Source organism: Pseudomonas sp. RHF3.3-3 (assembly GCF_048069595.1).
Taxonomy (GTDB): Bacteria; Pseudomonadota; Gammaproteobacteria; order Pseudomonadales; family Pseudomonadaceae; genus Aquipseudomonas; species Aquipseudomonas fuscovaginae_B.
The window spans coordinates 4,111,052-4,133,970 of sequence record NZ_CP182250.1 but is presented as its reverse complement, the minus strand read 5'-3'; the positions used below and the strand labels follow the sequence as shown (position 1 = coordinate 4,133,970).

At 64.9% G+C, this 22,919-nt stretch carries 21 protein-coding genes; 6 read left to right on the top strand and 15 right to left on the bottom strand.

What is annotated here, in order from left to right; translation table 11 throughout:
- Window positions 1-123: 123 nt before the first annotated feature.
- The 9 genes from ACMGT0_RS18305 to ACMGT0_RS18265 form a co-directional block, all read right to left on the bottom strand.
- Complete coding sequence (locus ACMGT0_RS18305; RefSeq protein WP_054060764.1) at window positions 124-471, bottom strand: DUF2493 domain-containing protein; 348 nt, start codon at window positions 469-471, stop codon at window positions 124-126.
- Complete coding sequence (locus ACMGT0_RS18300; protein ID WP_054064379.1) at window positions 459-2,159, bottom strand: Na/Pi cotransporter family protein; 1,701 nt, start codon at window positions 2,157-2,159, stop codon at window positions 459-461. Before ACMGT0_RS18300 ends, ACMGT0_RS18305 begins: the two co-directional genes overlap by 13 nt.
- 24 nt (window positions 2,160-2,183) lie before the next feature.
- Complete coding sequence (locus tag ACMGT0_RS18295) at window positions 2,184-2,399, bottom strand: hypothetical protein (RefSeq protein ID WP_054060762.1); 216 nt, start codon at window positions 2,397-2,399, stop codon at window positions 2,184-2,186.
- A gap of 116 nt (window positions 2,400-2,515) precedes the next feature.
- Window positions 2,516-5,230 (bottom strand): magnesium-translocating P-type ATPase, encoded by a 2,715-nt coding sequence (gene mgtA / locus ACMGT0_RS18290; RefSeq protein ID WP_054060761.1) that lies wholly within the window; start codon window positions 5,228-5,230, stop codon window positions 2,516-2,518.
- Between the two features lie 286 nt (window positions 5,231-5,516).
- Complete coding sequence (locus ACMGT0_RS18285) at window positions 5,517-5,813, bottom strand: hypothetical protein (RefSeq protein WP_416769168.1); 297 nt, start codon at window positions 5,811-5,813, stop codon at window positions 5,517-5,519.
- A 362-nt stretch (window positions 5,814-6,175) separates the two neighbouring features.
- Window positions 6,176-7,024, bottom strand: a complete 849-nt coding sequence (locus tag ACMGT0_RS18280) for an urea carboxylase-associated family protein (RefSeq protein ID WP_054060759.1) — start codon at window positions 7,022-7,024, stop codon at window positions 6,176-6,178.
- Between the two features lie 16 nt (window positions 7,025-7,040).
- Complete coding sequence (locus tag ACMGT0_RS18275) at window positions 7,041-7,718, bottom strand: GntR family transcriptional regulator (RefSeq protein ID WP_054064377.1); 678 nt, start codon at window positions 7,716-7,718, stop codon at window positions 7,041-7,043.
- Window positions 7,715-9,220, bottom strand: a complete 1,506-nt coding sequence (locus ACMGT0_RS18270) for an amino acid ABC transporter permease/ATP-binding protein (protein ID WP_416769166.1) — start codon at window positions 9,218-9,220, stop codon at window positions 7,715-7,717. The genes ACMGT0_RS18275 and ACMGT0_RS18270 overlap by 4 nt, the downstream gene beginning before the upstream one ends.
- A gap of 15 nt (window positions 9,221-9,235) precedes the next feature.
- A complete protein-coding gene (locus tag ACMGT0_RS18265) occupies window positions 9,236-10,069 on the bottom strand; it encodes an ABC transporter substrate-binding protein (RefSeq protein ID WP_054060803.1) in 834 nt (277 codons plus the stop codon).
- Window positions 10,070-10,336: 267 nt separating this feature from the next.
- On the opposite strand from ACMGT0_RS18265, the gene ACMGT0_RS18260 reads away from it, so the two are divergent.
- The 5 genes from ACMGT0_RS18260 to leuD all read left to right on the top strand — a co-directional run bounded on the left by ACMGT0_RS18260 (window position 10,337) and on the right by leuD (window position 14,850).
- Complete coding sequence (locus ACMGT0_RS18260; protein WP_416769163.1) at window positions 10,337-11,530, top strand: lysozyme inhibitor LprI family protein; 1,194 nt, start codon at window positions 10,337-10,339, stop codon at window positions 11,528-11,530.
- A gap of 314 nt (window positions 11,531-11,844) precedes the next feature.
- A complete protein-coding gene (locus ACMGT0_RS18255; RefSeq protein ID WP_054064373.1) occupies window positions 11,845-12,072 on the top strand; it encodes a hypothetical protein in 228 nt (75 codons plus the stop codon).
- A complete protein-coding gene (locus tag ACMGT0_RS18250; protein ID WP_054064372.1) occupies window positions 12,069-12,650 on the top strand; it encodes a hypothetical protein in 582 nt (193 codons plus the stop codon). The genes ACMGT0_RS18255 and ACMGT0_RS18250 overlap by 4 nt, the downstream gene beginning before the upstream one ends.
- A 167-nt stretch (window positions 12,651-12,817) precedes the next feature.
- Window positions 12,818-14,239, top strand: a complete 1,422-nt coding sequence (gene leuC, locus ACMGT0_RS18245) for a 3-isopropylmalate dehydratase large subunit (RefSeq protein WP_054060806.1) — start codon at window positions 12,818-12,820, stop codon at window positions 14,237-14,239.
- Window positions 14,236-14,850 (top strand): 3-isopropylmalate dehydratase small subunit, encoded by a 615-nt coding sequence (gene leuD / locus ACMGT0_RS18240; protein WP_054064370.1) that lies wholly within the window; start codon window positions 14,236-14,238, stop codon window positions 14,848-14,850. The genes leuC and leuD overlap by 4 nt, the downstream gene beginning before the upstream one ends.
- 54 nt (window positions 14,851-14,904) lie before the next feature.
- Here leuD and ACMGT0_RS18235 read toward each other — a convergent pair whose 3' ends face one another.
- The 6 genes from ACMGT0_RS18235 to ACMGT0_RS18210 form a co-directional block, all read right to left on the bottom strand.
- On the bottom strand, window positions 14,905-15,819 hold the full coding sequence (locus ACMGT0_RS18235; RefSeq protein ID WP_054060808.1) for a LysR substrate-binding domain-containing protein: 915 nt from the start codon (window positions 15,817-15,819) through the stop codon (window positions 14,905-14,907).
- A 112-nt stretch (window positions 15,820-15,931) separates the two neighbouring features.
- Window positions 15,932-17,224 (bottom strand): C4-dicarboxylate transporter DctA, encoded by a 1,293-nt coding sequence (gene dctA, locus ACMGT0_RS18230; RefSeq protein ID WP_416769160.1) that lies wholly within the window; start codon window positions 17,222-17,224, stop codon window positions 15,932-15,934.
- 101 nt (window positions 17,225-17,325) lie between these two features.
- Window positions 17,326-18,201 (bottom strand): alpha/beta fold hydrolase, encoded by an 876-nt coding sequence (locus ACMGT0_RS18225; protein WP_054060810.1) that lies wholly within the window; start codon window positions 18,199-18,201, stop codon window positions 17,326-17,328.
- Window positions 18,202-18,314: 113 nt separating this feature from the next.
- Window positions 18,315-18,779, bottom strand: a complete 465-nt coding sequence (locus ACMGT0_RS18220; protein ID WP_054060811.1) for a VOC family protein — start codon at window positions 18,777-18,779, stop codon at window positions 18,315-18,317.
- 108 nt (window positions 18,780-18,887) lie between these two features.
- Window positions 18,888-19,694 (bottom strand): DUF3829 domain-containing protein, encoded by an 807-nt coding sequence (locus ACMGT0_RS18215; protein WP_416769158.1) that lies wholly within the window; start codon window positions 19,692-19,694, stop codon window positions 18,888-18,890.
- Window positions 19,695-19,844: 150 nt separating this feature from the next.
- A complete protein-coding gene (locus tag ACMGT0_RS18210) occupies window positions 19,845-21,479 on the bottom strand; it encodes a J domain-containing protein (RefSeq protein ID WP_416769156.1) in 1,635 nt (544 codons plus the stop codon).
- 211 nt (window positions 21,480-21,690) lie between these two features.
- Here ACMGT0_RS18210 and ACMGT0_RS18205 point away from each other — a divergent pair, with 211 nt between their 5' ends.
- Window positions 21,691-22,707: an AraC family transcriptional regulator gene (locus ACMGT0_RS18205; protein WP_416769154.1), complete on the top strand. Its 1,017-nt coding sequence runs from the start codon at window positions 21,691-21,693 to the stop codon at window positions 22,705-22,707.
- The last annotated feature ends 212 nt before the right edge of the window (window positions 22,708-22,919 follow it).

Sequence of the window (22,919 nt, the reverse complement as noted above, 5' to 3'; positions counted from 1 at the left end):
CTCTCTTGATGCCCTGTGGCAGGCGCGTTACTCGCCTGCCTGCGTACACCACAAGCCTGCGTACGTCGCAACCCGCGTACGCCGCACCTTGTGTTCGAGGGTGCTTGTGCATGGGTGTCTCGCTCAATCGTCGATCGAATGGGTGTCAATGCCGTTGGCCCTGGCCTGGGCCACCAGTTCTTCGGTGTCGCTGCCGCCGGGGAAGGCGATCACCAGGTCCGGTTCGCTGTCCTGCAACATGAACCGGTTGCGGCGCCGCTCGGCCTGCTTGCCGTAGCGCTGCCAGTTGGAGGGGTAGCGCACGATGTGGGCGCCGGTTTCCCGGGCCCAGTCCTCCAGGGTGCTGCCCAGGTGCTGGTTGCCGCCGTGCACCAGCACCTCGATGCCCTGCCGGGCGTGGTAGGCCTCGAGCACCTTGCGACACAGGGCGGCATTCATGTAGTAGCGGCCGGCGCAGATCAGGACGCGCATGGGTAGTCATCCTTGTCGTTGCGGCCCCGTGTCGGACCGGACGCCTCCAGCGGCTCGCCCAGGCCCGGGATGTGTTCGCCGGCGCGCTCCAGCACCGGGTAGGCCAGGGCGGCGATGTGGTGATGCACCCGGCGGTAGTCGCGCAGCACCCGCTGGAAGATGTCGCCGGATTCGGCCCAGGCGCTCTTGTCGGCACTGAGCTTGCGAAAGTGCTCGCGACTGGCATTGGCCTCCAGGCGACGGATCGAGGCCTTGCGGGCGACCAGGTGGTGGGCGCTGGCAATGTCCTCGCGCAGGAAGACGGTGATGGCCAGGCTCAGGCTTTCCAGCAGCTCATCGTGAAGGCGATGGATGTGCCCCAGCTCGAACTTCGAGAAGCCCTCGCCGCGCCTGCGGCGCCGTGCGGCCAACTGCGCCAGGTTGCTGGAGAGGATGTCGCCGGCATGCTCCAGGTTGATCACGAACATGAGGATTTCCTGGGCGCGGTCGGCGTCCTCGTCATAGAGACCATCCTGGCCGATGTCCGCGAGGTAGGCGCGGATGGCGGCGCTGAGCAGGTCCAGTGATTGGTCCAGTTGGCGGATCTGTTCGGGCGTGGCCTGGGTCGGGCTCTCGAACAGCCCGAGCATCTGGCTGAACATCACCGACAGCATGTCGGCCAGGCGCAGCGCTTCGCGCACGGCGTTGGACAGGCCGACATTGGCCACTTCCAGCCCGGCTTCGTCGAGGTACTGCGGCATGCCTGGGTCGGCTGCCGGTTCGGGGGCCGGCAGCCAGCGCGTCAGCAGGTTGGCCATGGGTTCCACCAGGCCGAGAAAGCCCAGCCCCAGTAGCAGGTTGAAGGCGCTGTGCAGGTACACCGCCTGACGGTCCGGGGCGATGCCCGAGTGTTCCAGCAGTGGGCCCAGCCACGACACCCAGGGCAGGATCAGCAGCGCTCCGAACAGCCGCACGGCGAGGTTGCCCAGCGGCAGGCGCCGGGCGACCGCAGTGCTGGCATTGAGCACGGGTGGCAAGGCACCGCCGATGTTTACCCCCAGCACCAAAGCCAGGGTCGTGATCGGCGTCATTGCGCCGGTGCTGGCCAGCGAGGCGATCAGCAGGATCACCGCCACGCTGGAGTGGCAGATGCAGGTCAGCAGGGCGGCGACCAGCAGTGCGATCAGGATGTCGCCCTGCAGGCCTTGCATCACCGCCTGAAAGACCGGGGTGCTTTCCATCTGGCCGAGCACGCCGCCCAGCAGGTTCAGCGCGAGCAGCATCAGCCCCAGGCCGATCAGTGCGCAGCCGATGCTCTCGTAGCGCGAGTCATCGCGCAGGCGGAACACCACGAAACCGAGCAGCAGGACGATGGGGATCGCCAGCGAGGTATTGAAACTGAGCAGTTGCACGACCAGGGTCGAGCCGATGTTGGCGCCGAGCATCACCGCCAGCGCCGGCGCGAGGCTCAGGGTGCCGGCGGCGGTGAACGAGGTCGCCATCAGGCTGACCGCCGTGCTGCTCTGCAGGATGGCGGTCAGGCCGATGCCCGACAGCAGGGCTTTCCAGCGCTTGTCCAGGTTGCGGCCCAGGCCGTTGCGCAGTTGGGTGCCGAAGCCGCGCAGCAGGGCGGTGGAGACCATGTGGGTACCCCACAGCAACAGGGCGATGGTGCCGGCGAGTTTGATCAACAGAGTGGTTCCAGACATGAGGGTTCTCCCTGTGCTGGTGTGTTACTTCCTGGGTGGGCGCAGTAGCCTCACCGAGGCACGACTGATGGTGCTGGACAACCCCAGCAGGTAACGCATCTCGACACCGGTCAGGTGCCTGCGGACATACAGCCTGACGGTGACACGGCGGACGACCTGGGCGGCCTTGCTCAGGCACCGTACCGCCAGTGCCCGGACGCCGTGGTCGAGGAGGGCGAAGCATTTTTTCAATGGGTTCATGGCCGTCTCCCGGGTTTATCCGGTGGGTTCGATCCGGGCACGAACACCGCGACCCTCCTGATGGGAGGCGGCCGGGCGGCGCTCCCACAGGGGACGGTGTCGTACTCGGGTGCTCGTCAGAACCACTGCTTGAAGCGGCGGATGTACAGGGTCTTCATGGTCTGGGCCAGCACGCAGTAGGTCAGCAGGGTGCCCACCAGCCACGGGAAGTAGCTCATCGGCAACGGCACCAGGCCCACCAGCGTGCCCAGTGGCGAGAACGGCAGGTAGATACCGATCGCGACGGCGATGCAGGTCATGACGATGATCGGCAGTGCCGCGGTGCTCTGGAAGAACGGGATCTTCTGGGTCCGCAGCATGTGCACCACCAGCGTCTGCGACAGCAGCCCCTCGACGAACCAGCCGGACTGGAACAGCGCCTGCACCTCCACGCTATTGGCGGCGAACACGTACCACATCAGCGCAAAGGTGGTGATGTCGAAGATCGACGAGGTCGGCCCGATCCACAGCATGAAGCGGCCGATGTTCTTCGCATCCCACTTGCGTGGCTTGCTCAGGAACTCCTTGTCCATCCGGTCCCACGGCAGGGCCAGCTGGGAGATGTCGTAGATCAGGTTCTGCAGCAGCAGGTGAATCGACAGCATCGGCAGGAACGGAATGAACGCACTGGCCACCAGCACCGAGAACACGTTGCCGAAGTTGGAACTGGCGGTCATGTTCAGGTACTTCATGATGTTGCCGAAGGTTTCCCGACCCTTGAGCACGCCTTCCTCGAGCACCATCAGGCTCTTTTCCAGGAGGATGATGTCGGCCGATTCCTTGGCGATGTCCGTGCCACTGTCCACCGAGATACCGACGTCGGCATCGCGCAGCGCCGGTGCGTCGTTGATGCCGTCACCGAGGAAGCCCACGGTGTGCCCGTTCGATTGCAGGGCCTTGAGCACCCGCGACTTCTGCAGCGGGGTCAGCTTGGCGAAGACCGTGCGCTCCTCGACCCGCAGCTTGAGGGTGGCCTCGTCCATGTGCTCGATGTCCTGGCCGAGCAGGGGCAGGCCCGGCTCCAGGCCGACCTCGCGGCAGATCTTGCAGGTGACCACCGCGTTGTCGCCGGTCAGCACCTTGACCGCCACGCCGATCTCGCGCAGGGCGGCAATCGCCGGGCCGGCGGTCTCCTTCGGTGGGTCGAGGAAGGTCAGGAAGCCGCGAATCACCAGTTCGCGCTCGTCGGCGGTCTTGTACTGGGCCTTGGCCTGGCCTTTGGCGATATTCCGGGTGGCCACCAGCAGCACGCGGAAGCCGTCCTTGTTGTAGTCGTTGGCCAGGGCCAGCAGTTCCTGGCGGCGCTGCTCGTCGAGAGCCACCACGGTGTCGCCCTCCATCACCTGGCTGGAGATGGCGAGCATTTCCTCGACCGCGCCCTTGCACACCAGCAGGTGGTCGCCGTGGTTGTCCCTGACGATGATCGACAGGCGCCGGCGGACGAAATCGAATGGCAGCTCATCGACCTTGCTGTAGGCGAACGGCACCTGGAACTTCGGGTCCTGCTCGGAGAAGCGCAGCACCGCCTGGTCCATCAGGTTCTTCATGCCGCTCTGGTGGTGGCTGTTCAGCCAGGCCAGGCCCAGCACCGCATCGTTGCGCCGGCCGTGGCTGTCGACATGGTGCTCGAGGATGATCCGGTCCTGGGTCAGGGTGCCGGTCTTGTCGGTGCACAGCACGTCCATCGAACCGAAGTTCTGGATCGCGTTCAGACGCTTGACCACCACCTTGCGCCGGGCCATGGCGACGGCGCCCTTGGCCAGGTTGGCGCTGACGATCATCGGCAGCATTTCCGGGGTCAGGCCAACAGCCACAGCCAGAGCAAAGAGCAGGGCATCGCCCCAGTCGCCCTTGGAAAAGCCGTTGAGCAGGAACACCACCGGCACCATCACCAGCATGAAGCGGATCAGCAGCCAGCTGACACTGTTCACCCCGCGGTCGAAGGCGGTCTGCACCCGCGAGCCGACGATGGCCTTGGCCAGTGAGCCGAAGTAGGTCCGCGGCCCGGTGGCGACCACCACGGCCTTGGCGGTGCCGCTGACCACGTTGGTACCCATGAAGCAGATGTTCTGCAGGTCGAGCAGGTTGTTCTGGTCGGCGGCGGCACCCGCTGCGGATTTCTGCGCAACGTCGCCGAGGGTGTCGTACTTTTCCACCGGCAGCGCTTCGCCGGTCAGCACGGCCTGGCTGATGAACAGGTCGCGGGACTCGATCAGGCGGATATCCGCCGGAATCATGTCGCCGGCCGACAGGTGCACGATATCGCCGGCCACCAGTTCTCGCATCGGAATTTCGCGCAGGGTGGGCTGGCTGCCCATCTGCTCGCGACGCAGTACGGTGGCGGTGGTGCGGACCATGGCCTTGAGGGCTTCGGCGGATTTGCCCGAGCGGTACTCCTGCCAGAAGCGCAGGCTGCTGCTGAGGGTGACCATGGTCATGATAATGATGACCTTGGTCAGGTCGCCGTCTTCGCCGGCGCGCTCGGCCAGCCAGAAGTCGGTGAAGAAGCTGATGCCGGCGAGGATCAGCAGGACATAGATGAACGGGTTGTTCAGCGCATGGAGAAACTGCACCAGCGCGCGGGGCGGCTTGTCGTGGGCGACCTCGTTGAAGCCTTCGCGCTGCAGGCGGCCTTCGGCGTCCAGCTCGGTGAGGCCGTCGCGGCTGGCCCTGACGTTGCCCAGGGTGGTGGCCAGGTCCTGTTGCGATTCACGGGCGGCACGCATCGACAGCCGGGTGTTGTCCTTGCCGTTGTGCTGGTGGTGCCGTGGCGGAGTTTTTACGTTGCTCATGGGAATGCCCCTGTCACGTCTTTGCGACCAGGCATGTGCGGCTCACCGAATGCGGGGCGAGCGAATACCTGCCGAGTCGCGAGAGTGCGATCGATTCGAATATGGGTGTTGGGGAATATTTAACGTTCGCTGCCCGCCCACGGAAAAACGACAGGCAGCGAACCGACTACTGGCTTCGTCCATAATGACTTTCTCGATATTCATTAATTAACGGGCAAAGAAATCCCGTGCACTTCAAAGTTGCGAAAGTGCGTGTTTGGAAGTTGTCTTCGCTTGCGCCGGATAATTAGGCGGCGCGAACCTCGACGGCGCCTTCCAGGGTTTTACCCGCGCGCAGTGAGTGTGCGAGCGCGCTACTCTGCGGGTCCTGGCTGTCATCGAAGCTCCAGCGCTGCTGCAGCCGACCGGTGTTCGGGCAGATGCGCCAGCCGATGGTCGCACGTGGCGATACCTGGGGAGCGGAGGAGGGAATTGCGAACAGGACGCTGGGCCGCAGGGCCACAGTGGGCTCGCAGGACAGCTTGACGCGCATGCTGGAAGCAAAGGCGCGAACGCCTGGCATTACGGAAGATTTGAAAGTCATCACACACCTCGCGACCGGACTGGCGCCGGCAGAGGCGAGTTACGTGGAGCACGAGGCCCTGGCGCAGCTCACCCGACTGTGCGTCGAGTCCCGTCATTATTTGGGTTAAGCGCCCGATGAACCGCCTTCGCGGTGATCGGACTGCGTCTGGATACTGTGTCCATTGGGTTCTTTTTTAAGTTGAAAAAGGGCCTGTTTCGCAGGCAGGGGAAATTTACTCAGCGAGGCGTATCAAGTCAATTAAAAATAGGCTGTTTCGATACATATAAGCTGAATGGCAGCTGAAGTACTGCCGGATTGGATTTGAAGTTGTTTTACCGTTGGCTGGGGAGCCTGCCGCGATGGCAGGCTCCCGCAGTTGTTTACTCCCAATCGGCCTTGCCGATCGCCAGTCCATGCAAGCCGTTGTAGCTGGCGCGTTCCGGCGACTTCCAGCCTTCGAGCAGGCTGTCTTCGAGCTGGTAGACCTCCACGCCCAGCGGCCGGCACACGGACAGCGGGTCCTGGGCGTCCGGGCCCCACATCGGCAGCGACAGGTCGCCGCCCGGGCAGGTCGACAGGGCGCAGAGCACGTCGATCTCGGCGAAGAATTCCAGGTAGTCGCCTTTCTTCGCCGGGCAGGCCTTCATGAAGTACATGTCGTCATGGTTCAGGCCGGTGCACTGGAAGATGTTCAGCACGTCGTGCACGTCGAACTCGGTCAGGCCGTGGGGCAGGACCGCGCGGGTCAGGTTGGAGTGGCAGTGGTGGTGGAAGTCCTCACCGGTGAGCATCTTGTTGACGTAGGGGTCGCAACGGGTGCCGAGCAGGTCGTGCAGGCGCCCGCCGTGCTCATCGATGCCGTAGTCGGCCAGGCTGTCGTCGGTGATGGTCACCAGCGGCCGCAGGAACGGCAGGTTCGACCAGAGGCGGTCGTAGGTGCTCACGTGAGCACCCTGCAACTGGCGGGTACGGGCCGCCCACAGGCGTTCGCGCGGGTCGTTGGCGTTCCAGATGTTGAAGTCGCCGACCTGCGGGCCGACCGGTGCGGTCACACGGAACACGTGGCCGGCCGGCACCTTCCAGGCGCGGCCGGTGCGGATCGGCACCTCGAAGGACTCGATCAGGGTACGGGCGTCCCGACGCTCGCGGATGCGATCGTAGAACGGCTTGTCGACCTGCAGGGCCGAGCCCTTGCTGACCTGATAGGCGGCGGGGTAATCCTTGTACATGGGTAGGTCTCCGGTTTCAGGAACGGGGTGGGTGGTTGAACAGATCGAGCAGGGCGTGCTCGGAATCGTCCAGATAACGGGTCATGGCTTCGGCGGCGTCATGACGACGGCCGTCGGCGAGCAGGTCGTGGATCTGCCGGTCGCGTTCCAGCCAGGGACGCTGGAAGTTCTCTTCATCGGGCGCCACGGCGAACACCAGGCGCATCTGCGCGGCGATGTTGGTGAAGAAGGCGTCGAGCAACGGGCTACGCAACAGCCCGATGATGTGCTGGTGAAAGCGCAGGCTATGGGTACCGAAGGCCTGCCAGTCCTCGCGTTCGCGGGCCAGTTCGGCGGCTTCGATGGCGTCGAGCATGCGGTCGGACTCGTATTCGCGCAGCGGCTTGCTGCCCAGGATCGCCTGGACCTCCAGGGTGCGGCGCACCAGGAACAGGTCACGTACTTGTGGCACGCCGAGGCGCCGGACCATCACCCCCTTGTTGCGCACATAGGTGGCCAGGCCCTCATGCCCGAGCTGGTGCAACGCTTCGCGCACGGTGTTGCGCGAGGCGTTGTAGCGCACGGTCAGCTCGGCCTCGACCAGCGCCATGCCCGGCAGCAGCCGGCCGCCGATGATGTCTTCGCGCACCTCGCAGGCCACCTGGTCGGCCAGGGACAGGACGGTGCCGGTTTTTTCCGGGGTCTTGGTTTTCATGCCAGTTGCACATCCTTGAGGAAGCGGCTCATCCGTTCGCTGCGGTTGTCCAGCAGTTCGCGTGGTGCGCCGGCCTGGACGATCTGTCCGCTCTCCATGAACACCACGCGGTTGGAAACCTGGAAGGCGAACTTCATTTCATGGGTGACGATGACCATGGTCATGCCTTCGCGGGCCAGGTCCTCGATCACCTTCAGCACGTCGCCGACCAGCTCCGGGTCCAGCGCCGAGGTCGGTTCGTCGAACAGCATCACCTGGGGCCGCATCGCCAGTGCGCGGGCGATCGCCACGCGCTGTTGCTGGCCGCCGGAGAGCTGGTGCGGGTACTTGCCGGCGTGCTCGCGCAGGCCGACCTTGGCCAGCAGCGACAGGCCCAGCGCCCGCAGTTCGGCATCGCTGGCGTGACCGTGGTGGCGTGGCGCGAGTACGACGTTTTCCAGCACCGTCTTGTGCGGGAACAGATTGAAGCCCTGGAATACCATGCCGACCTGGACGATGCCGTCCATGTGCAGGCGGCTACCCAGGCTGCCGCCATCCTCGTGGCTGCCACGCAGGAACGGCGCGCCACACAACTTGACCTGGCCGCGGTCCAGTCCCTCCAGGCCGTTGAGGGTGCGGATCAGGGTGGTCTTGCCCGAACCCGATGGGCCGATGATCGACACCACCTCGCCGAAACGGATGTTCAGGTCGATGCCCTTGAGCACCTCCAGCTGGCCATAGTGCTTGCGCGCGCCGGTCACCCGCAGGGCGAACTCGCCGCGCCGCGGGGCGCTCTCCTGGCGGACGGGGACCCGTTCCGTCGGGCTGTCGGCAATCACCCTGGGCTGGCGGCGCGTCACGTCCAGGTGCTGTTCCAGGCGCCGCAGCAGGTAGCTGAACACCGTGACGATCAGTACATAGTAGAAGGCCACCGCGAGCATGGTCTCCATGACCAGGAAGTTCTGCGTGTACAACTGCTGGCCCACCAGCAGGATCTCCGACAACGAGATCACCGAGACCAGCGAGGTCAGCTTGACGATGGTGATGTACTCGTTGGCCAGGGTCGGCAGGGCTACCCGCAGCGCCTGCGGGATGACGATCAGGCGCTGTACGCCGGTGTAGCGGATACCCAGCGCCTTGCCGGCTTCGAGCTGCCCCTTGGCGACGGCCAGCAGGCCGCCCCGATGGATCTCGGCGATGTACGCCGCCTCGCTCAACACCAGCGCGATCAGGCCCGCGGCGTAGGGGTTGGACAACAGCGCGCTGGTGCTTGGAAACACCTGCGGCAGGTTGTAGACGAAGATCAGCAGCACCAGCAGCGGCAGGCTGCGGAAGAACCAGATGTACAGCGCCGCGCCGCGGTTGAGGGCGCGGTTGCCCGACTGCCGGGCCAGGGCCAGCACGAAGCCGAGCACGATGCCCAGCAGCCAGGTCTCGACACTCAGCTCCACCACGGTGCCGACTGCCTTCCAGAAATCGCCGTTGACCAGCAGGCCTGCGGCGTAGTGCCAATCGAATTGCATGCTCGACGCTCCCGCTTACTGTGCCGCCTGGGGATTCTGGCCCAGGGCCAGGGCCACTTCGCTCGGGCTCGGTTCGCCGAGGTTGTAGCGGGTGAGGAGGGTCTGGTACTCACCGCTGCTCTTCATCGCCGTCAGCCCCTGGCGCAACTCGCCGAGCAGCGCATCGTTACCCTTGCGCACGGCCAGGCCGATCACCACCGGGTAGATCAGTTCCTTTGAACTGATAACCACCCGGCCCTTGAGCTTGTCGGCGGTGATCGCGGCCACCGCGGCGTCCTCGAACTGCACGTCGACGGCCTTGGCCAGCAGCGCCTGGGCCGCTTCCGGCGAGGTGGGGAATTCACGCGAGTCGATCGGCGCCTGGCCGTTGGCCTCGCAGTGGCTCTTGGAAAGTGCCATCAGCTTGGGAATCCACGAGCCGCCCTTGATCGAGCCGATGCGCTTGCCGCACAGGTCTTCCGGGCGCTGCGGGCGGAAGCTGTCATCGGCGCGGACCATCAGCGAGGCGCCGCTCTTGAGGTAGGGCACGAAGTCGACCTGGGCGGCGCGCTCGGGGGTGACGTACAGCGCCGAGGCGACTACGTCGAAGCGGCGGGCATTGACGCCCATCACCAGGTTGGCGAAGCGGGTGTCCTGGAACTGCGGGGTCAGCTTGAGGTGCTGGCCGAGCAGGGTCATGAACTCCGGATCGAAGCCCGCCGGCTTGCCCTGGGCCAGGTAGGTGTAGGGCGGGTAGGTGAGGTCCGAGCCGATGCTCAGGCGGTCGGCTTGCAGGGTGCCGTCGGCGGCCTGTGCGGCGCTGGCGGCACAGAAGGTCAGGGCGAGGGTGAAGGCTTTTACTCGGGACATGGGAAACGCTCCACTGATGATTGTTCAACAATCGTTATGGATACGTACATCAATAGTCGTGCCATATGCTGGGTTCATGGCCGATCAGACCGGCGCAAGGTGGCGATTCGCCTCAGAAAAGCGCACGGCCTTTACCGCAAGTAACATCGTGGTGCGTCAGTGTGTGGCCTTTTTTCCGGCAGGACCGGCGGCTTGCCGGTCGATAGACGGGCAATCGGCGCTCTTGGCACAATCGGCTCTTTGGCAGGCATTCACTCAAGGGGCATCATGGACCGCTACGTACACTCCCTCCGTTCGATGTTGTTGCTCTCCGGGCTGCTGTTGGGGGCCGGTACGCCCGCGGTCGCCGCGTCTTTCGATTGCCAGAAGGCCTCCACGGCGGTGGAAAAGGCCATTTGTGCCAGCCCCGAACTGAGCGGGCTGGATGGCGCCCTGGGCGCCTACTACAGCAAGGCCATGGCCACGCTGGCACCCCAGGCGGGTGAGGCCTTGCGCAATGACCAGCGGACCTGGCTGCAGGCCCGCAATGCCTGTGCGGCTGCCCCGGACAAGCTGGCCGCCTGTCTGCAACCTCTGCTGAGCCAGCGGGTGGTGGAGGTGGGCAAGCGGGTCCAGCCCGATACCGCGGCGCTGGACGCGCTCATCGCCAGCATTCCCTATCACCCGGCCGAGGCCGCCGAGGGGTTGAGAGGGTATCCGGGCAATGGCCTGGCCGCCGCCTGGCTGGTCTACCTGCAGCGTTTCGAACCGACCAGCGGGGTCACGCAAAAGGAGGCCGAGGAAAGTCGGCGAGTGGCGATCAAGGCGTTGTCGGACGACAGTTTCTCGCTGTCGGTCTTCACCGATACCGAGAAGGATGCCTCGGTCAGCCGTGAGCGGGTCGACCTGACGCTGCTGCGCATGCTGATCGAGCGATCGGAGTATGAGCCCTACAGTCAGCGTGCCTACGTGCACTGTTTCATTTTCTCGCGCCAGGGCGAGGATGCCTACGCCAGTTTTGGCCCGTTGTATGGTTCCACCCGCGACAGTGGGGCGCCGATCTGCGAGCCCCAGGGCGATCTGTTCGGGCAGGGGCCGTGGAAACAGCTCGATAGCAGCTTCGAGCCGGTGCTGGCGGCGGCCAGCGAGAACAGCGGCACCATCCGTTTTGCCAGCTACGCCGGCTGGAGCCTGATGGCGCTGCGGGCAACCGTTTCCCCGCGTGATTTTCTCAAGGCCGCGGACCAGCAGGGTACGGATCCCGAGCAGGTCATTCGTGACTGGAGCGACGACAAGTCCTGGCCGACGAAACAGCGGCAACAGGCCCTGGCGGCCATTGAACCGGCCCGCCAGGCAACCAGCGCCTGGCTGCAGCGCGAGCGCGGCCTGTCGGCCAGCGAGGCCCGGCAGGCGGCAAGGGAGATCGTTCGCCAGTGGCTGGGTGACCGCCTGGACTTCATCGGCGAAAACAGCGAGGGCTGATTCTTGACGCCCAAAATCCGGCACTCTATGATGCCGGCCATTAAATTGATATCAGTTGTATCAAGGGACCGTCCGTACGGAGCTATCCACCGGACGAGGTTCCTCGCGGCATAGCCGCTCTGCGTTCAGCCCTTCGAGTTATCTCTTTCAAGCTCCGAGCGATGCAGGTCGCCCGGGTGATCGTTTCATGGCGCTCACGCCAGGCCAGGTCCATGAACTTGCCAATCGTTGGCAGGTCAAGGACCTGTTCGCGCTCGAAGTGGAGAACGCTGGCAATCACAACTCATGGTGGATAACAGGGAGAGTCAGGTTTGATGGGTCATGTGTTCGGTTCGTTGCGATTGGCTGTCGCCATGCTGGCGGGTGTGCTATTGGCCGGTTGTGCCCAGTCACCGGGAACGCTTGAGCAGTGGGGCGGCTATGAGCCGCGTATCGGGCGCGTCGGTGGCAGCGATCGCCTGTCTGGCGAGAAGACACTGTTTGCCGAACCGACAAGCTACATGGATGTTCTGTTGAGCAACGCCCAGGGAGCCAGGCCATGAAGGTACCTGCCCTGATCCTGGCCATCGCGCTGCTGGCCGGTTGTGCTTCAAAATCCGACTACTACGTGTCGCCCACACCGGTGCATATCCCGGAAACCGCCACCTATTGGATCGACTCCTTCGATCTGGCACTGGTGGGGGAGAATCCTCGGTTTCTGTCCCAGGACATCCTGCGCCAGCGCCTGCGCAATCAACTGTCCGACAAGCTGAGCACCATTGGCCGCTATGCCAAAAACCGCGAAAGCGCCGACTACCTGCTGCACGTGAGTACGGTGTACACGCGCCACATCAGCGACTCCAAGGGCGGCCTGGTGTCGATGATCGTCGATGACAACACGATCCTGGCCAGTGTCGATTTCAGCTACAAGGTCAAGGTGTCCAGGTCTGGCGCCGAGGTGCTCAGCTTCGCCCAGGCACGGGACCGCCTGATGCCAGCCGGCGTGCAGGGCAACCTGCGCAACTACAAGACCATGTGGGGCGCGATCAGCAACAAGGGCAATTCCGACGTCGAGGAGTTCTATGTCGACGTCTTGCCGAACTTCATCGTCAAGGACATCGAAGGCATTCCTTCGCACTGATCCCGTGCCTGTTCCGGCGCCTGTGCAACGCAAGCGCCGATCGAACACGATCCATGTTCCTCGCCATCACCCTCGCGGCATTGATGCACCTCTCACGCTCCCTATGATGGCCATGAAGTCTGTCGGATTCGACAGCCTCGCGTACTTTCATTCCTGCGAGCGCCACCATGACTGCAACGAGAACCCTCTACGACAAGCACATCGATTCCCATACGGTGTGTCGCCTCGACGACCAGGGCCATGTCCTGCTGTACATCGACCGCCAGGTCATCAACGAATACACCAGCCCGCAAGCCTTCAGTGGCCTGCGCGAAGCCGGGCGCGGCGTGTGGCGTCCGGAAACGGCCCTGGCCGTGGTCGATCATGTGAACCCCACCGCGCCCAGGCGCATTGCCGCCATGCCGGATGCCGGCGGGGCGCGGCAGGTTTCGTACCTGGCCGAGAACTGCGCCGATTTCGGTATCGAACTGTTCGATGTGCTCGACAAGCGCCAGGGTATCGAGCATGTGGTCGCCCCCGAGCAGGGCTTCATCCTGCCCGGCATGGTGGTAGCGGCCGGCGACAGCCACACCACCACCTATGGTGCTCTCGGGGCCTTCGGCTTCGGCATCGGCACTTCGGAGATCGAACACCTGCTGGCCTCCCAGACGCTGGTCTACAAGCGCCTGAAGACCCTGCGGGTGACGGTCGACGGCGAACTGGCGGCCGGGTTGACCTCCAAGGACGTGATCATGGCGCTGATCGGCGAAATCGGTGCTTCTGGCGCGACGGGCTACGCCATCGAGTTCTGCGGTTCGACCATCGATGCGTTGAGCGTCGAAGCGCGCATGACCATCTGCAACATGGCCGTGGAAGCCGGTGCCCGGGGCGCCTTCATGGCCCCGGACGAGAAGGTGTTCGCCTACCTCAAGGATAAGCCGCGGGCGCCACAGGGAGAACTGTGGGACCAGGCTGTCACCCGTTGGCGCGAGCTCAGGAGCGATGCCGGCGCGCGGTTCGACCGGGAGGTGCATCTGGATGCCACGGCCCTGGAGCCGATGGTCACCTGGGGCACCAGCCCGGACCAGGCGGCGCCGATCGGTGCACGGGTGCCGGACCCGGAAAGCCTCGACGATCCGATCCTGCGCCAGGACATGCGCCGGGCCCTGAACTACATGGGCCTGGAAGCCGGCATGCCGTTGAGCGAGATCGTCATCAGCCATGCCTTCATCGGCTCCTGCACCAATGCCCGGATCGAGGACTTGCGTGACGCGGCCCGGGTGGTGCGCGGCCAGCAGGTGGCCAGGCATGTGCGGGCGATGATCGTGCCGGGCTCCACCCAGGTCCGCGATCAGGCCGAAGCCGAGGGGCTGGCGGCGGTGTTCATCGAAGCCGGGTTCGAATGGCGCCAGTCCGGCTGCTCGATGTGCCTGGCGATGAACGACGATGTGCTGTCGGCGGGCGACCGCTGTGCCTCCAGTACCAACCGCAACTTCGAAGGTCGCCAGGGCGCCGGTGCCCGCACGCACCTGATGAGCCCGGCGATGGTGGCGGCCGCGGCGATTGCCGGGCGCCTGACCGATATCCGTTCCCTGGAGCAACGCCCATGAGCCTGCAACCGTTTTCCCGGGTCACCGGCAAGGCCGCACCGATGCTGGCGGCCAATATCGACACCGACGTGATCATGCCCAAGCAGTTTCTCAAGGGTATCGACCGCAACGGTCTGGATCGCGGGTTGTTCTTCGACCTGCGCTTTTTGCCTTCGGGCGAACCCAACCCCGAGTTCGTGCTGAACCAGCCGGCCTGGCAGGGAGCGAGCTTCATGGTGGTCGGGCCGAACTTCGGTTGCGGTTCCAGCCGTGAGCACGCGGTGTGGGGGTTGAAGCAGGTGGGCATCCGTGCCCTGATCGGCAGCAGTTTCGCCGGGATTTTCTACGACAACTGCCAGCGTAACGGCGTGTTGCTGATCACCCTCGATGAGGCGACGGTGCAGCGGTTGGGGCAGGTGGTGAGCCAGCCGCAGGGGGCCGAGATTTCGGTCGACCTGCAGGCCCAGCAGATTGGTTTGCAGGACGGCAGCGTGATCGGGTTCCAGATCGATGCCCTGCGTAAATCCGCCTTGCTGCTCGGGCTGGATGCCATCGGCAGCACGTTGCAGCGCCGTGAGCAGATCGAGGCGTTCGAGCGCTCGCATCTGCAGGCCAATCCCTGGTTGAGCTGAACGGAGACTGTCGAGTCCTCCCCGTAGGGGGGAAGACTCGACAGCCGAAGAATTTCAGATCGACAACTGTCGGAAGTGCTCCTGCAGAAACTCCACGCAGGCCCGCAATTTCCCCGAGTAGGCCAGCCGCGTCGGGTACACCGCCCAGACATTCGCACTCTGGGTGTGTTCGTGCAGCACCTGCACCAGTCGACCCTGCTCCAGCAGCGGTTTGACGTCCCACAGCGAGCGCAGCAGGATGCCGCGCCCATCCAGTGCCCACTGCAGGACGATCTCGCCGCTGTTGGACGACAGCGGCCCGCGTACGCGCACGCTGTCCTGGCGGCCGTCGCACTCCAGGTTCCAGATCCCGAAGGCGTTGTCGCGCTCCTTGAGCACCAGGCAGTCATGCTGTTCCAGGTCGCTCAGTTGGTGCGGCGTACCACGTCGTTCCAGGTAGGCGGGGGCGGCGCACAGCACCCGGCGGTTGCTGACCAGGCGTCGGCCGATGTGCTGGCCGGGGATGTCATCGCCGACGCGGATTTCCAGGTCGAACCCTTCGCTGACGATATCCACCACGCGGTCGAACAGGTCCAGGCGGATTTCCAGTTCCGGGTAGCGTTCGGCCAACCGCGACAGCGCCGGGGCCACGTGGTTGCGACCGAAACCGAAGCTGCTGCACAGGTGCAGGCGACCGCTGGGGCTGTCATGGGCTTCGGACAGTTCGTCGCTGAGCTGCTGGAAATCTTCGAGGATGCGCACGGCCCAGCGTTGCACCCGTTCGCCGTCCTCGGTCAGGGCGATCCGTCGGCTGGTGCGGTGCAGCAGGCGGGTGGCGAGGGTGGTTTCGAGAATCTGGATGCGCTTGCTGACGTAGGCGGGCGACAGTCCCAGCTCATCGGCCGCGGCAGCGAAGCCGGCCTTGCGGATGACGGTGAGGAATACGCGCAGGTCTTCGGGCAGGGGCACGGCGTCTTTCTTTGGGTTCATGGGCGGAGCAACGGGCACTGGCGGCAGGAGCCGCCAGAATAGCATCCGTGGGAGCAGGATTTATCGGCGAAGTTGGAGGGCCCGTTCGCGGATAATTCCTGCTTCTACAGCATTACTCGGCGGGCTGGCTCACCAAGGCCTTGCGCACGCGGCCGAGGGCGATCGGCGCCATCCTGCTGCGGTCGAGCTGGCCTTCCCAGGCCGCCACCACCAGGGTCGCGACAGCATTGCCGATGATGTTGGTCAGCGAGCGGCATTCGGCCATGAAGCGGTCAACACCGAGGATCAGCACCATCGCCGCCACCGGTACGGTCGGCACCACCGCCAGGCTCGCGGCCAGGGCGACGAAGCCGGCACCGACCACCGCACCGGCGCCCTTGGAGGTGAGCATGGTCACCGCCAGCAGGGTCAGTTGCTGTTCCAGCGTCAGGTCGATATTGGTGGCCTGGGCCAGAAACAGCACCGCCAGGGTCATGTAGATGTTGGTGCCGTCGAGGTTGAAGGTGTAGCCGGTCGGCACCACGATGCCCACCACGCCCTTGGAACAGCCCAGCTTCTCCAGTTTCTGGATCAGTTGCGGCAGCGCCGATTCCGATGAGCTGGTGCCGAGCACGATCAGCAGTTCCGACTTGATGTAGCCCAGCAGGCGCAGGATGCTGAAGCCGGCATAACGGGCGATGCTGCCCAGCACACAGGTGATGAAGATCAGCGCGGTCAGGTAGAAGGTGCCGACCAGTTTCATCAGCGGCAGCAGCGAGCCCAGGCCGTACTTGCCGATGGTGAACGCCATCGCGCCGAAGGCCCCGATGGGGGCGACCCGGGCGATCATGCCGACGATGCGGAAGAACACTTCGCTGGCCTGCTGGATCACGCCCACCAGCGGCCGGGCCTTCTCGCCGGCCATCACCAGCGCCAGGCCGAACAGCAGCGAGACGAACAGCACCGGCAGGATCTCGCCCTGGGCGAAGGCATCGAAGAAGGTGGTGGGGATCACGTGCAGCAGGAAACCGGTCACGCCTTCGCCGTGCTGGGCCTGGCCGACGAAGTTGGCGATGGCCGAGGTGTCGAGGGTCTTCACATCGACGTTGAAGCCCGCGCCCGGGTGCAGCGCGTGGGCCGCCAGCAGGCCGATGGCGAGGGCCAGGGTGGAGACGATCTCGAAGTACAGCAGCGCCTTGCCGCCGACCCGCCCGACCTGTTTCACGTCGTGCATGTTGGTGATGCCGGAGACCACGGTGCAGAAGATGATCGGGCCGATGATCATCTTGATCAGCTTGATGAAACCGTCACCCAGGGGCTTGAGCTCGACACCGGCCTGTGGCCAGTGGTTGCCGATCAGCACCCCCAGGACGATGGCGATGACCACCTGGATATACAGGGTTCCCAGCAGTTTTCTGATTGTCATTTTTATTATCTCCGGAGTTTCAGGCAAGCCGATCCCGCCATGGGCCGTCACGGCGGCCCACGGGGAAGGGGGTGTTTCAGATCAGGGTTGCAGGGCGCCCGTCAACGCAGGAACGGCAGCACCTCGTCCAGCAGCGCCTGCGGGATTTCCTCGGCCAGGTAATGGCCGCCCGGCAGCGCCTTGCCGCGCACATCGGTGGCGACCCGTTGCCACTCGTGCAGTGGGTCGAAGCAGCGGCCGACCGTGCCTTCTTCGCCCCACAGCGCCAGCAGCGGCAGGTTCAGCTTGCGCCCGGCGTCGAGATCGGCCCGGTCGTGCTCCAGGTCGATACCGGCGCTGGCGCGGTAGTCCTCGCAGACGCCGCGGGCGCTGCCGGGCAGGCTGAGGCAGCGGATGTATTCGCTGAAGGCTTCGTCGGTGAACGGCTTGAGCCCGGCACTGCGGCTGCCCATGACGCTGCGCAGGTACTGCTCCGGGTTGGCCTCGATCAGGCTTTCCGGCAACGGTGCCGGGCGGATCAGGAAGAACCAGTGCCAGTAGGCGCGGGCGAAGGCTTCGTTGGTCTGGGCATACATCGACAGGGTTGGCGCGATATCCAGCAGCACCATGCGCTGCACCGCGTCGGGGTGGTCGAGGGCCAGGCGGTGGGCGACGCGGGCACCACGGTCGTGGGCCAGGATCGAAAACTGCGCGAAACCCAGGGCGCGCATCAGCTCGACGCCGTCGCGGCCCATCTCGCGCTTGGAGTAGTTCAGGTGCTGCTCGTCGGCTTCTGGCCGGCTGCTGTCACCGTAGCCGCGCAGGTCGGCGGCGACCACGGTGAAATGCCTGGAGAGCTCGCCCGCGACCTTGTGCCAGATGACGTGTGTCTGCGGGTGGCCGTGCAGCAGGAGCAGGCCTGGTCCGCTGCCGCCCACGCGGTAGGCGATGTCCACACCGTTGACGTGGCGCTGGTCTTTCTGGAATCCGGCGAACATGGAAGTGGCTCCTCGTTATGGTTGCCGACATCCTAAGTCCCACAGCGCTACAGGCAAGGCGCAAAGCGTGGTGCGCTCGTTCATGAAGTGTGTTGCTGGTCGCGGGCGAGGGTTCAGCCCCTGGACTGCTGGAACAGCTTCGCCGCCCGTGCCTCGATCTCGGCCTGGGTCAGGTCTTCCTTGTGGCTGGCGAGGAACCAGACATGGCCGAACGGGTCCCTGAGGGTGCAACTGCGGTCGCCGTAGAACTGGTCCTGCACTTCGCTGACCACCGTGGCCCCGGCCGCCGTGGCGGTTTCGAACTGCTTGTCGACATCCGAGACGTACAGGTGAATACCGACCGAGGTGGGGCCCTGGGGACTGACGAACGGCCCTTCGCCGCAGGGTGTGCCGAGCATCAGCGGCGAGTCGCCGATGCGCAGTTCGGCATGGCCGATGCTGCCATCAGGCATTGACAGGCGCATGATCTCCGTGGCGCCGAAGGCTTGCTTGTAGAAGTCGATGGCCGCAGCGGCCTGGCTGACGCCCAGGTAGGGGGTGATGCTGTGGAAACCCTCCGGTATCGCTTTGACGCTCATCTTCGTTCTCCCTTGTCGTGTGGCGATGACCGGCCACCGTGGCCGGTCATCTGACTATAGGCCACGGGGGACGAGGGGTTGGGCGAACTGACGGAGTGTGCTGCCGTCTCAGAAGTCGACATCCGCCTGTCGGTTGTAGAGCGCCAGCAGGACGTCATAGCGGTGGCCGACGTTCCAGAAGTCATCGCTCAGCACCTGGGGTTCGGCGTGGTTGCGCCAGTCGCTTGCCAACTGCTCCAGGGCGGCCTGGTACTGTTGCATCGGCTGTTGCAGCATCGACCACAATTCGTGGACCGGACCATGGCGGCGGTTGGCGGGGAGGGCGTTGCGATAAGCTTCGGCAGACTCCTGAGCTTGGCGCAGTTCGTCACGGGTGCTGCCGAGCAGGGGCAGGTCGAGTCGCTGCCGGCGTGCCGCTGCTTCCAGGCGGTCGATGCCCAGGCGGGCTTGCAGCATGTAGTTCAGCAGGTGCCAGTGCATGTCCCGGCCCAGCTTCTGCTCCAGGTGTTCCAACTGCCTCGGGCGCAGCGCGAGCTCGGTGCTTTCGAGTTCGCGGCGCAAGGTGTCGGAAAGCGGGAGGAAGGCCTGGACTCTTTCGGCGTGCCGCTTTCTGTCCGATTCGGCTATTACGCTGCTGAACTGGGCCTCCAGTCTCTCCGGCAGCACAGGCTTGGCCGAGACCGAGTCCAGGAGCCCAGGTGCCTGGGCGCTTGTCAGGGCTGGCAGGTACCGATCGGCGAGCAGGCCGATCTGCCGCGTGCCGTCGACAAGACTGGCCTTGAAGGCGTTGGCGGGTTTGCAGAAATCGTTTTTTATCGCCTGGTAATCATGGCGTTGCAGAGAGGGGAAATCATCGTCCCTGTCGCTTTGCCCGGCCTCGCGATCCAGGCGCCAGGGCACCTCGGCGACATTCACGCACTTGACCAGTGGCCGCAGTGCATTGGCTTCGGCTGTCGTGACGGTCCAGCCAGATGTCGAAACGGTTCTGTTGCCGCTCGGTGCCGACCAGCAGGTAGAGACCGCAGATCAGCAGTACGCCGCCAGAGAGAAACCAGCGCTTGTCCATCAACGGGCCTCCTTGCCGTACCATTGTTCCCGGGTGGCCGGGAGACGGCAGTCCTCGACGCTTGCCGGCATGCGGCTGCACAGGCGCTCGGGCCAGGGCTGCAGCCCCTCGTTGCGGCCCGCTACGGTCCTGCCGTGCGCCACATAGAGCGCCAGCGTGCCGAGGCTGATACTCAGTATCAGGGCGCCGGCCAGCCAGCAGGAGAGGAGGTGGCGCCGCGGCCTTTTGCCTATCCGGTCAGTCCAGGCCAGTGCCAGCATCGTACCGGCGTAGGTCAGCAGGGGGAGCATGCCCAGCCAGGCGGCGGTCACTCCCGCCACCAGCCAGCAGGGCAGCAGTTCGCGCAGTAGCAGCGGCGCAGGACGGCGGGGGCTGAGCCGGTGCGACAGGCGTTGGCTGAGACGATGATCCAGCGTCCAGACGCTGTCCGCCACCGCCGGCCAGAACCAGAGCAGGGTGCCGGTGAGCCCGCCCAAGGCCAGTGACCAAAGGGCAATGGCGTCGGCCGTCGCCTTCAACCCGCTGCCCGGCAACAGCTTCTGCTGCACCGCGGCGGCAGTGCAGGCCAATATCACCGCGGCGAAGCCAAGCCAACCGGTATCGGCGGACTGCCAGTCGCGCCAGAAGAATGCATTGGCGTCGGGCAGCCGGCTTTCCAGGCGTGGATGGCCGTGCCGGATCCTCTGCGCAGCCTGCTGGCAGGCCTGCCAGTCCTCCTTGTGGAAGCGGCGTGCGAAGCTGCGTCGCTCGGCCAGTGACATCGGGGCGAACAGCAGTTGCGTGGCGCGGTTGTCGGGCGTATTCGCCGGCAGTTGCAGGCGATGCATGTGCTGGGACAGCAGTTCTTCGTCCCGACTGCGTTCCAGCAGGCGCGTCCAGTACGGCTCCGGACAGCGGGGCGCGGGACCGACATCGTTCCACTGCCGCAGCTTGCACATCGCGTGAAAGAGCCGGGCAGACCAGAGCGGGCACTCCAGCAATAACCTGGCCAGTACTTCATCGAGCGGTTGCTGGTGCTCCAGGGCGTCGAGCCCGTAGAGTTGCACCCGGTGGTAGTACTCGCGCCAGAAACCTTCGACATTGCCCACATCGAGCTGATAGCCGAGGGCTTGTTCCAGGTTCCCCAACAGGCGTCGATGCAGCTCGGCGAGGGCGCTGCGGGGAACATCGGTAGGCCGCCACGGGCTCATCCACTGGAAGCGTTCCAGGCCCCAGTGGGCCAGCGCCGTGAAGTCCTGCCCGGGTTCGAGACAGCGCAGCAGCAGTTGTTCGCCGAATTCGTGCTCGCAGCCATAGAGGGGGGCCTTGGCGAACCGCTCGTCGAGCAGGGCCGCAGTGATGCCTTCGAGTAACCGCGTGGCCGCGCGTTGGGCGCCAGAGTGGCCGGCGGGGCGGGGCTGCAGGCCGGTGTCCGTGTCGTAGTGGATGGTATCGCTGGCTGCTGCGATGTCCTCGCGTACTGGCTCGGGGCCCGTTTCGCGCCAGTCCAGTGCCTGCTCGTAGGCCTCGCGCAGTCGCTGGAAACCCTCCGGGTCATCGTCCGGGCGGGTGCGCTTGAGCAGGCTGGCGTACTGGCGCTTGATGCTCCGGGGATCGGCATCCGAGGGCAGGCCGAGGACTTCCCAACAACTCATCGATACACCTCGAACGCCGTGTTCGATGCGGCTACCACGATCATGCCCACAAGACTCCCGGTAAAGATCATTCCCTGATGGGGGAGCGATGGTATCAAAGTGCTGCTGTCTGCGCCGCAACAGGCTTTATCGGCGCACCAGGCTGGCTTTTTGCTCGGCGCTGCCTAAGATGGCCGACACAAGGATCAGCACAAGGCTCAGGCGACAGCCAATGGCGGAAAAAGACACCATCTCCATCCATCTGGTGCGCGAGGCGCTGCTGCAGAGTTGCGTCCCGGGCGCGGCCACCGAAGAGGTGCTGGACAAGGTCGGGATCGACCCGCAGTTGCTGCAGCGGCCCGAGGCGCGGGTGCCGGCCAGTGACTATGCGCGGCTGTGGCGCCTGCTCGCGCGACGCAATGATGATGAGTTCTTCGGCATGGACCCGCGCAAGCTGCGCGCCGGCAGCTTTGCCTACCTGTCCCGCACGGGCATGGCGCAGCCGACGGTAAGGGCCGGGCTGGAGTCCGTGCTGGCGTTCCTCTCGCTGATGTTCGAACGCCTGGCGGCCCAACTGGTGACCCAGCAGAGCCTGGCGGAGATCGTCCTGGCGGAGCCTGAGGGCGAGGCCCGGCGACCGTTCACCTATTTCACCTACTGGATGATCGTCCATGGCGTGGCCTGCTGGCTGGCCGGACGGCGGATCCCGATCCTGGCCATCGAGTTGCGGTGCGACGAGCCGGACTACTGCGATGACTACCGGGTGATGTTTTCCGAGAACCTGCGCTTTGCCCGGCCGCGGACGCGGATGATCCTCGCCGCCGATTGCCTGGACCTGCCGATCAAGCGCAGCCACCAGGAGCTGCAGCGCTTTCTCGGGCATGCGCCGGCCAATATCCTGGTCAAGTACCGCGATGCCCAGAGTTTTTCCAGCCGGATCCGGCATGACCTGCGGCAGTTGCCGGCCCAGCAGTGGCCGGAAACCGAGGCGCTGGCGCTGCGGCTGTGCATGTCGGCTTCGACCCTGCGCAGGCGGCTGGCGGAGGAGGGGCAGACCTACCAGGGGCTCAAGGACAGCGTGCGCAAGGAACTGGCGATTGCCTGGCTGGCCGAACCGACGATCAGCTTCGGCGAAATCGCCACGCGGCTGGGGTTTGCCGATATCAGCTCGTTCTACAAGGCCTTTCGCAAGTGGTCGGGCTCAAACCCGGGGCATTATCGCAGCCTGATTCTCAACGACAGCCAGTAGCGCCGGGCAGGATGCTGGTCCGCCCTGTGCGGCATTTCATTTGATCGTTCCCACGGTCCCCGTGGGAATGCCTCCCAGGACGCTCCGCGTCCGCCCGGAGGGTGCTTGTGCCTATTCATCATTGGCCAAACCAGTCAAGCAGGTTGAAGGCTTTGACCATTGTCGCAAGTCCCTGACGGGGCGACTATTTCCTCGGTTTTTCTACGGTTTCC

What these genes read in the sequence shown, in the direction of transcription:
- ACMGT0_RS18285 (WP_416769168.1), bottom strand. Translation starts at nt 5,813, where the DNA reads ATGACTTTCAAATCTTCCGTAATGCCAGGCGTTCGCGCCTTTGCTTCC.
- ACMGT0_RS18260 (WP_416769163.1), top strand. Translation starts at nt 10,337, where the DNA reads ATGGACCGCTACGTACACTCCCTCCGTTCGATGTTGTTGCTCTCCGGG.
- ACMGT0_RS18250 (WP_054064372.1), top strand. Translation starts at nt 12,069, where the DNA reads ATGAAGGTACCTGCCCTGATCCTGGCCATCGCGCTGCTGGCCGGTTGT.
- ACMGT0_RS18255 (WP_054064373.1), top strand. Translation starts at nt 11,845, where the DNA reads ATGGGTCATGTGTTCGGTTCGTTGCGATTGGCTGTCGCCATGCTGGCG.
- ACMGT0_RS18265 (WP_054060803.1), bottom strand. Translation starts at nt 10,069, where the DNA reads ATGTCCCGAGTAAAAGCCTTCACCCTCGCCCTGACCTTCTGTGCCGCC.
- ACMGT0_RS18280 (WP_054060759.1), bottom strand. Translation starts at nt 7,024, where the DNA reads ATGTACAAGGATTACCCCGCCGCCTATCAGGTCAGCAAGGGCTCGGCC.
- ACMGT0_RS18275 (WP_054064377.1), bottom strand. Translation starts at nt 7,718, where the DNA reads ATGAAAACCAAGACCCCGGAAAAAACCGGCACCGTCCTGTCCCTGGCC.
- dctA (WP_416769160.1), bottom strand. Translation starts at nt 17,224, where the DNA reads ATGACAATCAGAAAACTGCTGGGAACCCTGTATATCCAGGTGGTCATC.
- mgtA (WP_054060761.1), bottom strand. Translation starts at nt 5,230, where the DNA reads ATGAGCAACGTAAAAACTCCGCCACGGCACCACCAGCACAACGGCAAG.
- ACMGT0_RS18305 (WP_054060764.1), bottom strand. Translation starts at nt 471, where the DNA reads ATGCGCGTCCTGATCTGCGCCGGCCGCTACTACATGAATGCCGCCCTG.
- ACMGT0_RS18300 (WP_054064379.1), bottom strand. Translation starts at nt 2,159, where the DNA reads ATGTCTGGAACCACTCTGTTGATCAAACTCGCCGGCACCATCGCCCTG.
- leuD (WP_054064370.1), top strand. Translation starts at nt 14,236, where the DNA reads ATGAGCCTGCAACCGTTTTCCCGGGTCACCGGCAAGGCCGCACCGATG.
- ACMGT0_RS18205 (WP_416769154.1), top strand. Translation starts at nt 21,691, where the DNA reads ATGGCGGAAAAAGACACCATCTCCATCCATCTGGTGCGCGAGGCGCTG.
- ACMGT0_RS18220 (WP_054060811.1), bottom strand. Translation starts at nt 18,779, where the DNA reads ATGAGCGTCAAAGCGATACCGGAGGGTTTCCACAGCATCACCCCCTAC.
- ACMGT0_RS18270 (WP_416769166.1), bottom strand. Translation starts at nt 9,220, where the DNA reads ATGCAATTCGATTGGCACTACGCCGCAGGCCTGCTGGTCAACGGCGAT.
- ACMGT0_RS18295 (WP_054060762.1), bottom strand. Translation starts at nt 2,399, where the DNA reads ATGAACCCATTGAAAAAATGCTTCGCCCTCCTCGACCACGGCGTCCGG.
- ACMGT0_RS18235 (WP_054060808.1), bottom strand. Translation starts at nt 15,819, where the DNA reads ATGAACCCAAAGAAAGACGCCGTGCCCCTGCCCGAAGACCTGCGCGTA.
- ACMGT0_RS18225 (WP_054060810.1), bottom strand. Translation starts at nt 18,201, where the DNA reads ATGTTCGCCGGATTCCAGAAAGACCAGCGCCACGTCAACGGTGTGGAC.
- leuC (WP_054060806.1), top strand. Translation starts at nt 12,818, where the DNA reads ATGACTGCAACGAGAACCCTCTACGACAAGCACATCGATTCCCATACG.
- ACMGT0_RS18210 (WP_416769156.1), bottom strand. Translation starts at nt 21,479, where the DNA reads ATGAGTTGTTGGGAAGTCCTCGGCCTGCCCTCGGATGCCGATCCCCGG.